Annotated in this window: 16 protein-coding genes; 14 read left to right on the forward strand and 2 right to left on the reverse strand. The window is 57.7% G+C overall.

What is annotated here, in order from left to right; translation table 11 throughout:
- The 13 genes from QZ571_RS03515 to QZ571_RS03575 all read left to right on the forward strand — a co-directional run.
- Positions 1-212, forward strand: a 212-nt coding sequence (locus tag QZ571_RS03515) for a hypothetical protein (RefSeq protein WP_295531858.1), incomplete at its 5' end; no start/stop codon positions are given.
- 81 nt (positions 213-293) lie between these two features.
- Positions 294-494 carry a hypothetical protein gene (locus QZ571_RS03520; protein WP_295531861.1) on the forward strand — a complete coding sequence of 67 codons (201 nt, stop codon included), beginning with the start codon at positions 294-296 and terminating at the stop codon, positions 492-494.
- Between the two features lie 184 nt (positions 495-678).
- Positions 679-882 carry a pilus assembly protein gene (locus tag QZ571_RS03525; protein ID WP_295532178.1) on the forward strand — a complete coding sequence of 68 codons (204 nt, stop codon included), beginning with the start codon at positions 679-681 and terminating at the stop codon, positions 880-882.
- Positions 883-1011: 129 nt separating this feature from the next.
- A complete protein-coding gene (gene cpaB, locus QZ571_RS03530; RefSeq protein WP_295531863.1) occupies positions 1012-1881 on the forward strand; it encodes a Flp pilus assembly protein CpaB in 870 nt (289 codons plus the stop codon).
- Between the two features lie 211 nt (positions 1882-2092).
- Positions 2093-3523: a type II and III secretion system protein family protein gene (locus QZ571_RS03535; protein WP_295532179.1), complete on the forward strand. Its 1431-nt coding sequence runs from the start codon at positions 2093-2095 to the stop codon at positions 3521-3523.
- 3 nt (positions 3524-3526) lie between these two features.
- The gene (locus QZ571_RS03540; RefSeq protein ID WP_295531866.1) at positions 3527-4210 is read left to right on the forward strand and encodes an OmpA family protein; all 684 of its coding nucleotides are present in this window, start codon (positions 3527-3529) and stop codon (positions 4208-4210) included.
- A 242-nt stretch (positions 4211-4452) separates the two neighbouring features.
- On the forward strand, positions 4453-5715 hold the full coding sequence (locus QZ571_RS03545) for an AAA family ATPase (protein ID WP_295531868.1): 1263 nt from the start codon (positions 4453-4455) through the stop codon (positions 5713-5715).
- A gap of 15 nt (positions 5716-5730) precedes the next feature.
- Positions 5731-7158, forward strand: coding sequence for a CpaF family protein (locus tag QZ571_RS03550; protein WP_295531871.1), 1428 nt, complete (start codon positions 5731-5733; stop codon positions 7156-7158).
- An 11-nt stretch (positions 7159-7169) separates the two neighbouring features.
- Positions 7170-8135, forward strand: coding sequence for a type II secretion system F family protein (locus tag QZ571_RS03555; protein ID WP_295531874.1), 966 nt, complete (start codon positions 7170-7172; stop codon positions 8133-8135).
- Positions 8136-8145: 10 nt separating this feature from the next.
- A complete protein-coding gene (locus QZ571_RS03560; protein WP_295531877.1) occupies positions 8146-9147 on the forward strand; it encodes a type II secretion system F family protein in 1002 nt (333 codons plus the stop codon).
- Positions 9148-9151: 4 nt separating this feature from the next.
- Complete coding sequence (locus QZ571_RS03565; protein ID WP_295531880.1) at positions 9152-9721, forward strand: tetratricopeptide repeat protein; 570 nt, start codon at positions 9152-9154, stop codon at positions 9719-9721.
- A gap of 26 nt (positions 9722-9747) precedes the next feature.
- Entirely contained in the window at positions 9748-10623 is an 876-nt protein-coding gene (locus tag QZ571_RS03570) for a hypothetical protein (protein ID WP_295531882.1), read from the forward strand.
- Positions 10624-10627: 4 nt separating this feature from the next.
- Complete coding sequence (locus tag QZ571_RS03575; RefSeq protein WP_295531885.1) at positions 10628-11131, forward strand: prepilin peptidase; 504 nt, start codon at positions 10628-10630, stop codon at positions 11129-11131.
- 9 nt (positions 11132-11140) lie between these two features.
- Here the strand turns inward: QZ571_RS03575 and QZ571_RS03580 are convergent, their stop codons facing one another.
- Entirely contained in the window at positions 11141-12823 is a 1683-nt protein-coding gene (locus QZ571_RS03580) for a glycosyltransferase family 87 protein (protein WP_295531888.1), read from the reverse strand.
- Positions 12824-12989: 166 nt separating this feature from the next.
- On the opposite strand from QZ571_RS03580, the gene QZ571_RS03585 reads away from it, so the two are divergent.
- Positions 12990-14300: an ATPase gene (locus QZ571_RS03585; protein WP_295531891.1), complete on the forward strand. Its 1311-nt coding sequence runs from the start codon at positions 12990-12992 to the stop codon at positions 14298-14300.
- A gap of 4 nt (positions 14301-14304) precedes the next feature.
- Here the strand turns inward: QZ571_RS03585 and QZ571_RS03590 are convergent, their stop codons facing one another.
- Positions 14305-15063 carry a LytTR family transcriptional regulator DNA-binding domain-containing protein gene (locus tag QZ571_RS03590; RefSeq protein ID WP_295531894.1) on the reverse strand — a complete coding sequence of 253 codons (759 nt, stop codon included), beginning with the start codon at positions 15061-15063 and terminating at the stop codon, positions 14305-14307.
- Positions 15064-15070 lie beyond the last annotated feature (7 nt).

The following is a 15070-nucleotide window of genomic DNA, read 5'->3' on the forward strand; positions in this document are numbered from 1 at the left end:
GTTCTGACTTCGAGCATCGGCGACTATCTCGGTTCGGCTTCGATCTCGACCGACTTCGCGAAATAATCAGCGCTTTCAGGGCGACGCCTTGCAGCGCAACAAAGCCGCTCCTCCGGGGCGGCTTTTTCCTGCCTCAGCATAGCCAAAGCACAGAATTGCGCGGGAAATACCTTGAAAGAGATCGCGTTACGCCCAATTCCGGCCGTTTTTGAGCGTCAGAATATAGACATACCGCGACGCAAGGCTGAGGCCGAAAAGACGCGGGCCTTGCAACCAAACCCTGGAGAAGACCCATGATGAAATTTTTCAAACTCAAGAAGTTCCACAACGAAGAAGACGGCGCAGTGACCGTTGACTGGGTTGTTCTGACCGCAGCTGTTGTCGGCCTGGGCGCCGCAGCGATGACGCTGGTGAGCAAAAAGACCGGCGTTCTGACTTCGAGCATCGGCGACTATCTCGGTTCGGCTTCGATCTCGACCGACTTCGCGAAATAATCAGCGCTTTCAGGGCGACGCCTTGCAGCGCAACAAAGCCGCTCCTCCGGGGCGGCTTTTTAAGTTGCGGATCGCAGAAAACATAGATTGCGCCAGAAGCGGCCAAATTTTCGCCATGACGTTGGGTCAAAAAGGGTGGAACGCGCCAGAAAAGCGGCCGGAAACGACGAGAAGGACTAGAAAAATGAACAAGACCCTTTTGAGAAAATTCCGGGTTTTCCTGCGCAGCGAAGATGGTGCCGTTACGGTGGATTGGGTGGTTTTAACCGCCGCGATCGTTTCCCTCGGAATGCTGGTCGGCGTGGTGATTTGGAGCAAGACCGGCACCGCAGCAGGCAACATCGCTACCTTTATTGGCGAGCGTAGCATCAATACCAGCTCGTTCTAAACGCCGCACGGATTTTGACTATTCGCCACGACGCAGTCTTGGCTCGGCCATGATCTCGCCATGATCGCGTGCATAATAATGGATGAATGCTGGGGATTGTCTCCGGTTTGAATACGAAAGGGTAGAACAATGCGTATGATCTTCGCTCTGTTCCTCGCCGCAGGCATCGGCCTTGCCGTGGTAGCGGTTTACATGGCGCAAGGCCAAATCGCACAGTTCCAGGCCGAGCGTGACCATTACGCCGAGCTGCAGAAAAAATTCCCGCGCCTTGCGGATGTCGTGGTTTCCAAGAGGGAGCTGAAATACGGCGCACGCTTCACGCAAGAGGATCTGGCCGTCGTCAAGGTGGAGGCCGATGCCGTGCCGCCTGGCGCCTTTCAGCGCATCGTTGCCAAGCAAGGAACCCCCGAAGCGAAAACTGCCGTGTTCCTTGAGGGAGAGACCCGCCCGAGGGCCATGCTGCGCTCGATTGAGCCATTTGAACCCTTGTTGGCGAAAAAGGTCACAGAACCGGGCGTTGACGCGGGTATCATGGCCAATCTGGCCCCCAACCAGCGCGCTTTCACCATTCAGGTGAATGTCTCGACTGGTGTTTCAGGGTTCTTGCGTCCGGGCGACCGGGTGGATGTCTACTGGTCAGGCAATATTAACGGCGAGCCCGTCACCAAGCTGATCCAGCCAAGACTGAAACTGATCGCCATCGACCAAAGCGCTGATGCAGATCGCACCGCAGAAACGCAAATTGCGCGCACCGTCACCGCAGAAGTCAGCCCCGAGCAGGTCGCCGCTCTGACTTTGGCGCAGTCCACCGGAAGCCTGACACTGTCGCTCGTCGGCGCGCTGGACACCAAGCAAGTCGGCAAGATCGAGATTGATCGCAACCAACTCTTGGGCATCCAGGAAAAGCAAGTTGAGAAGGTGGTCGCCAAGAAGGTTTGCACGATCAAGACCCGTAAGGGGAGTGACGTCGTCGAAACCGAGATCCCCTGCACAAACTGACAAAATGCCTCAATTCAGAGGGTTGAGCGAGGCCCGCTGCGGCCTCGCTTCGTATATGTGGCAGTTTCCCCACATCAAGAACGCCGCTCAAAGCTTTGATTCTTGCAATAAAAACAGGATTGCGGCATTGTTCCCATTAATAATGGACAAAACAGTCCCAAAGCAGGCGTTAAGACCTGTGACGTGGCGTGATCGGAGAGGCAGGGTCACAATGGAATTGAGAACGCTTATTAAGGCTTGCTTATTAGCTACGGCTATTGGGTTTAGTGTCGTGCCGTACGTGCAGGCGGATACACTGAAAATTATGTCGGGAACAACTCAGGCACCGTTGAATGTGCCGATGAACCGTGCGGTGGTCGTCGAAAGCGATGTCCCCTTCTCGGAGTTGTCGATCGCCAACCCCGGCATTGCAGATGTCCAAACGCTTTCAGACAAATCGATTTATGTGCTGGGAAAACTGCCTGGGCGCACGACGATGACGATCCTCGGTGAAGGTGGCAAACTGATCTCGAACGTAGATGTTCAGGTCACCCCGGACATCGCAGAGTTCAAAGAGCGCCTGAAACAAATTTTGCCGGGTGAGAATATCGACGTGCGCACGGCCAATGACGGGATCGTCCTGTCGGGTACCGTGTCTTCGGCGCAAAAGCTTGACCGGGCGCTGGATCTGGCAAAACGCTATGCACCGGACCGGGTGTCGAATCTGCTTTCGGTTTCAGGCACGCAACAGGTCATGCTGAAGGTTCGCTTTGCAGAAATGCAGCGCTCCGTGGCCAAAAACCTGTCCTCTTCGCTTGCCGTTCGCGGCATTGTCGGCGGTGGCAGCGGCGCGGTTGGGACGATTGGCGGCACTGGCAACTTCACTCAAAGCGGCGCCATCGGCAACGCGTTTGACAACGGAACCCTTCCGATCTCCAGCGACAAAACCGGAGCAATCGGGATGGGCTTTACCGCTGGCAATCTGGAATTCGCAGTGCTTCTAGAAGCGCTGGAATCCAAAGGTGTCGTGCGCACTTTGGCTGAGCCGAATCTGACCGCGCTATCGGGTCAACAGGCCGATTTCCTCGCAGGTGGCGAATATCCGATCCCGGTCGTGAACGACAATACCGTTTCGGTGCAATATAAGCCCTTCGGCGTTGAACTGGCCTTCACCCCGCGCGTTGTCGATGGCGACATCATCAACCTTGAGATTGCAGCTTCGGTCTCGGCCATCGATACTTCGGTTTCGATGACTCAGGGCGGGTTCAGCGTCAACGCCTTCAAAAAGCGCTCGACGTCGACCACGGTTGAAATGCGCGATGGCGAAAGCTTCGCGATTGCCGGACTGCTGCAAGACGACTTCACCGATCTCAACGGGCAAATCCCATGGCTTGGCGATGTTCCGATCTTGGGCGCGCTGTTCCGCTCGGCCGAGTATCAGCGCAAGCAATCCGAGCTTGTGATCATCGTGACGCCGCATCTGGTGTCGCCCATCAAAGGTCAGGCGCTTGCCTTGCCCACCGATCGGGTAAAGCCGCCGACAGAATCGGAACTGTTCCTTTACGGAAAGGTGCAAGGCAAGAACCGCAAGCCAACCAAAGGGCCGGCGGCAGAAGTTGCCAAGCAAGACTTTTCCGGCTCCTATGGTTATGTGATGGAGTAAGTGATGAACAGGCTCGGGCATACGATGCGCAACATGGCGCTCATCCTGACGGCAGGTCTGGCATTGGCCGCTTGTTCGGAAGGAACGCGAATCCTGAACTCAGAGGCCGGCTCGGATCTTGATCCAAAGCGCGGCGGCTTTGGATCGGCGACGAACCAAAACCTCGCGATGATGACAGGCGATCAGTCTTATGCGATCAATCTGACGCGGAAATTTGCAGCTGATGTGCCCAATACGGTGCATTTCGCTTTCAACTCTTCCGTGCTGGAACCACAGGCGCGCCAAATTCTGCTGCAACAGGCCGATTGGATCAAACAGTTCCCCGAAGTGCGCTTCCGCGTCTACGGGCATACCGATCTCGTCGGCTCGAACGCATATAACAAGGCGCTCGGCCTACGCAGGGCGCGTGCTGTGGTGAGTTTCCTAGAGGCACAGGGCATCTCGCGCCGCCGCCTTGAGGCTGTGGTGTCCTTCGGCGAAACACAGCCGTTGGTCTACACCCCTGCCCCGAACGAGCAAAATCGCCGCACCGTTACCGAGGTGTCGGGATTTGTCAGTGGCGGCAAACCGATCCCGATGGATGGCAAATATGCCGAAGTGGTCTATCGCGAATACATCCGGTCGGCCTCGGTCGTGCCGATCACCAAGGTTAATACCGCATCTCCTGGCGCTGGTGGCGGCGGCTGATCGCAATTTGAGAACAATCAACATGACTGGAGAGGCGAGCTTGGCAACAAAGCTCGCCTTTCTTCATTATAGTCGCGCAAAACCCCACAATTGAAACAGTCTGGCCCCAATCTCGCCAAGATTGGGCAACAGATTAGTCCTCAGCAGAAAAGGCGTGGCACGAGTCGTGCCGGGTTTGGCGATGAAGCACGGGGCAGAAACGACCCCGACATCGTAAACCCGCTGAGCAAAGGACAGAGGCAATGAGTGCAGCAGCTATGATGACTCCGGAGCCAGCGCCGATTCAGGCCTGCACGGTTTCGCGTGACGTCGCGAACTTCGATCTTTTGATCGAGGATATGGAAACCGAGCTCGGCGAAAACTGGGGGGATCTCAGCTTTGACGAAGCGGTGATTTTCTTGGGTCAACCCGATGCAGAGCATCTTGAATTCATCGCAATCGCTGTTGATGGCGATGATGAAGATGAGCTGGCGAAGATTTCCGGGATCATCACCACCGCGAAAGAGAACGGCATCCGCGTGATCCTGATCGCCGAGGAAGTCAGCCCGATCGCTCTGCACCAGTTGTTGCGCCTTGGCGCAGATGATTTCGTTCCCTACCCGCTTCCCGAAGGCGCACTGCATGACGCGATCGAGCGCCTGGGCGACAGCGACATTCCCGCTCTTCCTCCCCAAGCCGCAAGCCCGGCCTACCAAAGTGGTCGCGGCCGCGATGGTGTGGTTCTGCCTGTGCATGGTCTGTCCGGCGGCGTCGGTGCAAGTACGTTTGCGGTGAACCTTGCCTGGGAAATGGCAACGGTCCACGACGGCAACAAGAAGGCCACCAACCCCTCACCGCGCGTCTGCTTGCTGGATCTTGACCTGCAATACGGCGCAACCGCGACATATCTTGATTTGCCGCAGCGCGAAGTGGTTTACGAATTGCTCAGCGATACCGACAATATGGATGCGGACAGCTTCCGTCAGGCATTGCTGGCCTATAATGACAAACTCCATGTGCTGACCGCGCCGACCGATATGTTGCCGCTGGATTTGATCAACGGCGAGGATGTCGAACGCCTGATCGAAGCCGCGCGCGCGCAGTTCGATTTTGTCATTATCGACATGCCCTCGACCGTCGTCAGCTGGACCGAGACGGTGATCAACAAGGCCCAGCTTTATTTCGCTCTGCTCGAGTTGGACATGCGCTCGGCGCAAAACGCGCTGCGTCTTTTGCGCGCGCTCAAGGCCGAAGGCCTACCCACTGAAAAGCTGCGCTATGTGCTGAACCGGACGCCGAAATTCACCGACCTCAACGGCAAGGCCCGCGTGAAACGCCTCGCCGAGAGCCTTGATATTTCGATCGAGTTGCAACTGTCCGACGGCGGCAAGGCGATTACCCAGGCCAATGACCACGGCCTCCCGCTTGCGCTGTCAGCGCCGAAATGCCCGCTGCGCAAAGAAATTCAGAAACTCGCAGGCTCGCTCGTCGCGCTTGGCGAAGCCGCAGAAGCCACGGCTCGATAGAAAGGAGCGGGTGACATGTTCTCACGCTACAAAAAAGATGCGGCGACCAAGGCAATGACGCCCCCGCCAATGGCGAGCGCCGATGCCGCGCCCGTCAAACCCTCGGTGCGCAAGCCGCTGCCGGTGGCCAAGGCCGCGGCCCCCGCAGCGACCGTGGACAAAGAGAAAAAGCGCAAGCTGCGGATGCAGGAACTCAAGGTCGAGATGCACAAGCGTCTTCTTGAGAACCTGAACCTTGCCGCGCTTGAGCACGCCTCCGAAATGGATCTCAAAGCCGAGATTGCAGACATCACCTCTGAGGCGATGATCGAAATGTCGGTCGCGCTGAACTCGCAAGATCGCCAACTGCTCCATCAAGAGCTGTATGACGAGGTGATGGGCCTTGGTCCGCTTGAGCCACTTTTGAAAGACGAGACGGTCAACGATATTCTGGTCAATGGCCCCCAGCAAATCTTCGTCGAACGCAACGGTAAGCTAGAACTCAGCGAGATCACCTTCAAAGACGAGCCGCATCTGCTGCGCATCATCGACAAGATCGTGTCGGCTGTGGGACGGCGTGTGGACGAATCCAACCCGTATGTTGACGCCCGTCTTGCCGATGGCTCGCGTTTCAACGCGATGGTGCCTCCGGTTGCGGTGGACGGCTCGCTGGTGTCGATTCGTAAGTTCAAAAAAGACAAGCTGGCGATCGACGATCTGGTGAAATTTGGCGCCTTCACCGAAGAAATGGCCGCCTATCTTCAGGCTGCCGTCTCGACGCGCCTGAACGTCATCGTTTCAGGCGGTACGGGTTCGGGGAAAACGACGACGCTGAACGCGCTGTCGTCTTTCATCGACAATTCTGAACGCATTCTGACAATCGAAGACACGGCGGAACTTCAGCTGCAACAGATCCATGTGGGCCGGATGGAAAGCCGTCCGCCCAACGTCGAGGGCAAAGGGGCGGTCACCCAGCGTGACTGTCTGCGCAACGCCCTGCGGATGCGTCCGGACCGGATCATTGTGGGCGAAACGCGTGGCGAGGAAGTCATCGACATGTTGCAGGCCATGAACACCGGCCACGACGGTTCGATGACCACGATCCACGCGAACTCTGCGCGCGATGGCGTGTCCCGTCTGGAAAACATGATCGCAATGTCGGGCATCGAGATGCCGATGAAGGCAATGCGCAGCCAGATCGCGTCGGCTGTAAACCTGATCGTGCAGGCCTCGCGTCTGCAAGACGGCTCGCGTCGGATGGTCTCGATCACCGAAGTGACCGGCATGGAAGGTGATGTCATCTCGATGCAGGAAGTCTTCCGCTACGAGCGCCTCGGCCTCGCCCCGGATGGCAAAATCATCGGGCGGTTCACCCCGACCGGCGTGCGCTCGCATTACTCAGACCGCTTCAAGCAGTGGGGCTATGACTTGCCTGCCTCGATCTACGAACCCGTTCAGGACTGAGGAGTGTCACGATGATTTCCATCACGCCTATCATCTATTTGCTGATCTTCGTCGCTGTGCTGCTTTTGGTCGAAGGTCTGTATTTGCTGGTCTTCGGCAAATCAATCTCGCTGAACAATCGGGTCAACCGCCGCTTGGAGATGCTCGAAAAGGGCGAACGGCGCGATGAGGTGCTTGAGCGGCTGCGCAAAGAGGCGACCCAACACCTCAGCGCGAAATCCATTCCATTCTATTCGATCCTCGCGACCAAGGCGCAAAAGGCCAATATTGCGTTCTCGCCCAAAGCGCTGATCGGGATCATGGTCGGGGCGACATTCCTTGCCTTTGGTGCGCTGTCCATTGCTTCGAATGCCGGCATTTATATCCGCGTCGCCCTGTCCTTTGGCATGGGTGTGGGCGGGGTCTATTTCTGGGTGCATTCAAAAGCCAAGAAACGCATGGCGCTGTGCGAAGAGCAGCTTCCCGACGCGGTCGAACTGATGGTGCGCAGCTTGCGTGTTGGGCACCCGCTGGCCTCGGCGATCCAAGCCGTCGCACGCGAGATTCCTGACCCGATGGGAACCGAATTCGGCATCATCGCCGATGAGGCGGCTTACGGGCGCAACATTGCCGAGGCGATTTCGGAAATGGCCGAGCGTCTGGATATGCAGGATTTGCGCTTCCTTGCGGTGGCCGTGTCGATCCAGCAAAGCTCGGGGGGGAACCTTGCCGAGGTGCTTGACGGGCTGTCCAAAGTCATTCGTTCGCGTTTCAAACTGATGCGCCGCGTGAGTGCGATTACGGCTGAACCGCGCTGGTCCGGAGTGTTTCTTTCGGCCTTTCCTGTCGTGATCATGGTGATCATTCAGGTTGCCTCACCGCACTATTACGATGAAGTGAAAGACACATCAGCTTTCATCCCCACCGCCATTATCGTTTTCGTTCTTCTGGGGGCAAATGTGCTCTTTATGAAGATCATGACCACAATCAAGGTCTGAGAGGCATCTCATGGATTTCGCTGCCATCAACACTTCACTCGTGAACATGCTCGGCCCGATGGGGCCCATGATCGCCCTTGTCGGCGTTGCCGCATTGCTTGTGCTGGCCGCCCTCCCCGCATTGTTGAAAAAACGCGAGGACCCCTATGAAAAGCTGCGTTCAAGCCGCACCTCTGCGAGCGCTCGTTCCGGGAGAAATGGCGCGGCAAGCGGGGATCAAAAGCTTCGCCAAACGGGCTCGGACAAGCTCGACAAATACGCGTCGTTCCTCGAGCCCCAAAACGCCGAGGAATTGACGGAGTCGAAGAAATGGATGCAACGCGCGGGCTATCGCGGCCCCGACGCGGTGCGAAATTTCCACGCAGCGCAGTTTGCTGCCGGTTTGATTTTTCTCGCATTGGGCGTGCTTTATGTGGTGATCGCCAACTCCTCAAGCGAGCAAGGCCTGACCTCGACCATGACGATCGTTGCGATTTTGCTGCCCGGTGCCGCGGGCTATTACGCGCCCAAATACTGGGTGGATAAACGCGTGGAGGCCCGCACCGCTGAAATCCAGAACGGGTTTCCGGATTCGCTTGATATGCTCTTGGTCTGCGTTGAAGCGGGGCAATCGCTTGATCAGGGGATCATTCGGGTGTCCAAAGAGCTGAAGAAATCCTACCCGGCGATGGCCGAGGAATTCGCGATGGTCGCCCATGAGATCAAAGCAGGCTTGGATAAAACCGATGTTTTGCGCCGTTTTGGCGAGCGTTCGGGTGTGTCCGATATTGCGAGCTTTGTTACGGTGATGATCCAGTCGCAGCAATTTGGCACCTCTATTGCCGAGGCTTTGCGGCTGTATTCGGCCGATATGCGCGACAAGCGGGTGATGCGCGCCGAAGAGGCGGCAAACAAGATCCCCACCAAAATGACACTGGGCACCATGATGTTCACCGTTCCGCCGCTTCTGATCATCCTTGTCGGCCCATCGGTCTATGGTATGATGCAGAACTTCGCGAAAATGGGCATGTAAACGCATGATTTTAAGGCCGCGCGGCGCCGCTTTTGCCGCATTCTTGGTTCTCGCACTGGCCGCCTGTTCTACGGGCGGCCTTTCGGGTGAAAAAGACGGCCCCTTCGCACCAGGTTCGAAACCGGGGGCCGAGGCCGTGGACGGTCTCACGGTTGGGCATCGCCTGATGGCGGCGGGTGAATATGAGCTCGCGTTACGCGCCTATTATCGCGCGGCCGCCGAACAGGGGGCGACAGTCGATGTGCTTTCCGCGATTGGCTCGGCAGATCTGAAACTGGGGCGGCTCAATCAGGCCGAACAGATGTTGCGCCGCGCCACAGAAAGCGACCAGACCTTTGTCCCCGCCTGGAACAATCTCGGGGTCGTGCTGATGAACCGGGGCAAATATGCCGAGGCCGCGCGGGTCTTTCACACCGCCTATGCGCTGGACAGTGGCCAATCGGACGCGATCCGGCAAAACCTGCGCCTCGCGCTCGCAAAAATTCAAAAACCGAGTTACGCTCCGCCTCAGGATGAACAGTTCAAGCTCGTCAGACGTGGGGTAGGTGATTATCTTTTGCTGACGAAGCACTGAGGCTCGAGCAAAAAGGACGCACAAACATGCGCCATCCCGTATTTCTGGCAGCCCTTGCGGGCTGCGCTATCACGACTCTCTCCGGCTGCATGGGCAATAGCAGCGATGCAGAAGTCGCGCGCGCCATGAAAAGCGTGAACGCCGTTGATGAGACCAACCTCTCAAACATCATGCTGACCGTGGCAGACCCCAACGAGGCGGTTAACTACTTTGCTCGCACCGCCAAGGAAAGCCCCGATCGGATCGACATTCGTCGCGGGCTGGCGAAATCGCTGGTGCGCGCGGACAAGCCCGATCAAGCGGTGAAAGTCTGGCAATATATTCTGACGATGCCCGGCGCCACGGACGAAGACAAAGTGATGCTCGCCGATGCCCAGATCCGCGCCAATGACTGGTCGGGCGCGAAAACGACGCTCGACACGGTCCCACCAACGGTCGAAACCTTTGATCGCTATCGTCTTGAAGCGATGGTGGCCGATAGTGAAAAGCAATGGAAAAAAGCCGACAGCTTTTATGAGACCGCGGCTGGGCTAACGACAAAACCCTCGGGCATCTACAATAACTGGGGCTTTTCCAAGCTGACACGGGGCGATGCCAAGGGGGCTGAAAAGCTGTTCAAAGAGGCGCTGACCTACGACCCCAATCGCTTCACCACCAAGAACAACTTGGTTCTGGCGCGCGCAAGCCAAGGCAAATATGAGCTGCCCGTGATCGAGATGACGCAATCTGAGCGCGCGCATCTGCTGTATACCGCCGGGCTTGCCGCCGTGAAGCGGGGCGATGTGACGATGGGCAAGACGCTGTTGCAAGACGCCATTGACACCAATCCCCAATATTTTGCGGAAGCTGACCGGGCGCTGAAGGCACTAGATCAGGGCGCACCGGGCACGATCAGAGGCTAAGTGCATGCTCCATCTGACTCAGTCGCAAGCGGCGCTTGCGTTTCTGGTATTGATCACCCCGATATGCGCATGGGTGGTCTTTACCGACTTGAAGTACATGAAGATTCGCAACAATGCGGTCTATGCGCTTTTGGCGGTTTTCGCGGTTGCAGGGCCAATTTTGATGCCTTTCGACCTGTACGCTTGGCGCTGGGTGAATGCGCTGGCGATCTTTGCGCTGGGGTATATCCTCAACCAGATCGCGCATTTCGGCGCGGGGGATGCAAAATTCGCTGCCGCCGCTGCGCCCTATTTCTCGACCAACTGGGATCACATCATGCTGATGGTGATGTTGTTGACCGCCTTCTTGCTGGCGGCGTTCACCGCCCATCGGATAGCGCGCTCTATCTCTGCCTTGCGCGCCATGGCCCCCGATTGGGTGAGCTGGACACGCAAGGATTTTCCGATGGGTTTGGCCTTGGTTGGCACGCTTTGGGCCTATTTGCTGATCCTCGCAATCTCAGGCTAAGCGCGGCGATTACGACTTGGGTGGCACTGGCTTGAACAGCAGATAGATCGGGCTGCGTGCCACCTCGTCGAATTGCCATCCCGCTTTCAGGGCTGCCTTCATAATATCATTGCGGCGAATGTCATTTGTTGGGCAGAGCGGCACCAGCACATAATCGGCATGCGCCAATCCCGGCGTTCCCGAGTAATACCAAGGCGCGCCCCCCTCGACGGGTTTGAAATCGCCATAGAGCCAAAGTGACGAGAACAGATCGGCCACCAGCACGCTTTTGCCCTTGAGACCTTGCTGCATCAGATCGTCCGCAATCGTCTCGAACAATGCGTTGTAGCCCGTCGTCATCTCGCAGATTGGCAGCGCCTCACCATTCAGTTTGAACGGCTCCGAATCCGAATTTCCGCCCTCTTTCTTCTCATCGCTGCTCATGTCGTAACGATCCGCAAAGGCGGCATAGGGTTCACCTGGGCCATCTGCGGGCTGCGTGGTCACGACGCGATACATGCGCGCGGCCGTGATCAGAACGTCTTTGCCCTGCTTGGATCGCGACAAAAGCGGGACCTGATCGGGCCGATTATCGGCCAAGAGGCGCAGCGGGCTCCACGCCATGTTGAGAACGGATGGCAAGCTCAAAGCCAGCATGATCACACCACAAATTAGCAAGGCTTGACGCAGCGGCCAGCCAAGACTGTTGGTGATGGTATTGGCCGGGCGAAGGCTAAGCGCCACCAAGCCCGATAGAACCAGCCATTTCGGATCATTGCCAAAGTTCTGATAGGTGACGTAGGCGAAGGCTGGCGCCAGCAGCAATAGCACCAGACCTTCGGTCATGCGCCCCGATTGGCGCAAGAAGATCACCGTGGCCAGCAATGCCATAGATCCCCCCAGATACGCGGGCGAGGCGATCACATCCGGCAACGGCAGCCCCGGCGCTGAGCGCGTGCTGGAATTGGCAACCGCAAGAAGGTCACGCAAATAGGCCTGCCAATATGCCACGCCCAGCCACCCCGTCATCACGGCCATGACCGCCAGACCAAAGATCAGCGCCGCCAGAATCGCTTTGAAGTCGCGTCGCAGCAAAAGCGCCAACACGACCGCTGGGAAAAACGCCACGGCATAGGTAATCTTGACCGTCAGCATGATCGCAAAGGCCAGTCCAATCAGCGCCCCGTCAAGCCAAGGGCGACGCGCGCCCCGCGGCTCTAGCATCGCAAGCGGCAGCGCAATATAGGCCAGCGCCCAAGCCCAGCGATTGTAATGCATCGAGATAGACAGCGCAGAAATCGCCTCGCCATGCACCAGCGCGAGGATCATCGAAATCACGAACCCCGTATAGGCCCAAGCCGTCCAACCCGCAAAGCGCGTCAGTGCAACACGCAAGATCGGCCCGAACAGCAGCACAGCCACAAGCGCCTGCGCCGCCGCGAAAGCCATGCCAAACCCGAAACCCGCCTTGACGAACAGCACGATCGGCAAGACCGACAAAATCCCCAGCGGCGTCATGAAATCCAGATGCGGCAATTGCCCGTAATCGGCCATGCGCAATACGATATCGGCCAGATGAAGCGTGTCCCCCTCATGCTTACCGATGATCAGCGCACCCTTCAGAAACGGCGCCGCCGCCATGACAAAGGCGAGTATCGCGGCCACAGCAATCAAACGGGCGGGTTTCGCCCCTGTTTCTTTTTCGTCCCGCATATCCGCCTCTTCCGCGTTTTTTCCCATTTTTGGCCACAATAGCCCTGCATACTGCAGCTGTGAATCCCAATAGTGGCCAATTGCGGCCCGCCAATGGCGCTCACACAGGAAAATAATCAAGGCCCGGTCACGATACCGGCAGCGCGCAGCAATAAGGAACGAACCGATGAATATGATGGCCGGAAGTGGCATCGCACCGCTCCCTCCGCGCAGCTTGGCGGAAACCGGGCTCAAGACCGTGATGTTGCGCGATCTGCTGCTCAAGACGATGTTTCGAACCAATGTGGGCTCGGCCAACGGGCTGTCGGAACAAATCTGCCTGCCGATTACGCTGGTTCAGGAGCTGATCGACATTTGCCGCAAACAGGCTTTGGTCGAGGCAATGGGCACATTGCACGCCAATTCGACCGGTGAGATGAATTTTCAGCTGTCCGATACCGGCAAGGCACGCGCGCTCGATGCGCTGTCGCAGTCGGAATATTATGGCGCTGCACCGGTGCCGCTTGAGATGTACCGCGAACAAGTGAGCCGTCAGTCGATCCGCAACATCCAACTCACGCGCCAACAGCTGACCGGCGCGATGGGCCATCTGGTGCTGCCACCCGATCTGATCGGGCAGCTTGGCCCGGCGGTATCGTCAGGGCGTTCGGTGCTGATGTATGGTCCCCCCGGCAACGGTAAATCCTCTATCTCGAACGGTATTCGCGATGCGATCGGCGATCAGATCTACATCCCGCGCGCGATCGAATATGCTGGGCAGGTGATTACGGTATTCGACCCGATCGTGCACACCGCAGCCGCCCTGCCCCAAGACGACCCGACTGCATTGCGCAAGCGTGGGATGCAGTTTGACACCCGCTACGTCTATTGCGAGCGCCCGACGGTCATCACCGGCGGTGAATTGTCGCTCGATATGCTGGATCTGAAATACAACGCCACCGCCCGCACCTATACCGCGCCGCTACAGCTCAAGGCTTCGGGCGGGGTGTTCATCGTGGATGACCTTGGTCGCCAAGCCGAGCCGCCGCAGAAACTGGTCAACCGTTGGATCGTTCCGCTGGAAGAAAACCGCGACATCCTATCGCTGCAATCGGGTGAAAAATTCGAGGTTCCCTTCGATACGCTGGTGATTTTCTCGACCAACTTCCACCCCAATGAGATCTTCGACAAAGCGGCTCTGCGCCGGATCTTCTTCAAGATCAAGATTGACGGGCCGAACCAGTCTGATTTCCTCAAAATCTTCCAACTGGTTGCGAAGAAACGTAAAGTCCCCTTGGATGAGAAGGCGCTGGTTCACCTTCTCAAGGTGAAATACCCGACCATCGAAAATATCTACGCCAACTATCAGCCGATCTTCCTGATCGACCAGATGATCTCGATCTGTGAGTTTGAGGGCATCCCCAATCAGATGACGCCCGAACTGATTGATCGCGCGTGGGACAACATGTTCGTCAAAGACGGCGCCATCATTCACTAAGGTATCAGGCGGCGGGAAATCCTGCCGCCTCGACCGCCCCCTGATAGGTGCGCGAAACCGGAACCAGCGCGCCATCCGCCATTTTCAAGAACAGCTTGCCGTTTTCGCGCAACTGCCCCCGCACCGCCGCCAGCGCCACCCAATGCGAGCGATGCACTTGCAATCCGGGCGTTCCCTCGGTCTCGGCAATCGCATCGGCAAGGCGCATCAAAACGCTCGCCGCACCGGTTTGCGTGACGACATCCACATAGTGATCGCGCACCGCCAGCCGAACCAAGGGGCTGCGCAGCCCCGGCTCTAGCCGCATCACGAGGCGCGCAATCGCTGGCGTTTTCGAAGGCGGGCGCACGCGCTTGGGTGCAATCCAATAGCGCAGAACCGAAGTCGCGATCGACAGACCAAAAATTGCGCCCGCCATGCGGGGAACGCCAACGCCGGGTGGTTCAGGATCATGCGCCAGCTTCACCGTCAGCCAATAGATCGGCCAAGACAGGATCAAGGCGACAAGCGCAGCAAGCACCGGTGCCTCACGCCAAGGCGCGCGCTGCCCCAGCCTGTGGCGCAGGAATATCTGCACCGCAGTCCCGATCAAAATGCCCGCACCAATCACCAACGGCCAAAACAGGGCGCGCGCCCCCAAGCTCATCCCGATGGCAGACCCGAAGGGCCCGGCGATGATGCCAAACAGCGAGGCCACGCCCCAAATCACGCCAAGCGCGGGAAACCAGATCACACGGCGATAGAGCGCTAGGAATTTCGACATCGATCGA

The organism is uncultured Thioclava sp., assembly GCF_913064665.1.
GTDB classification, from domain to species: Bacteria; Pseudomonadota; Alphaproteobacteria; order Rhodobacterales; family Rhodobacteraceae; genus Thioclava; species Thioclava arctica.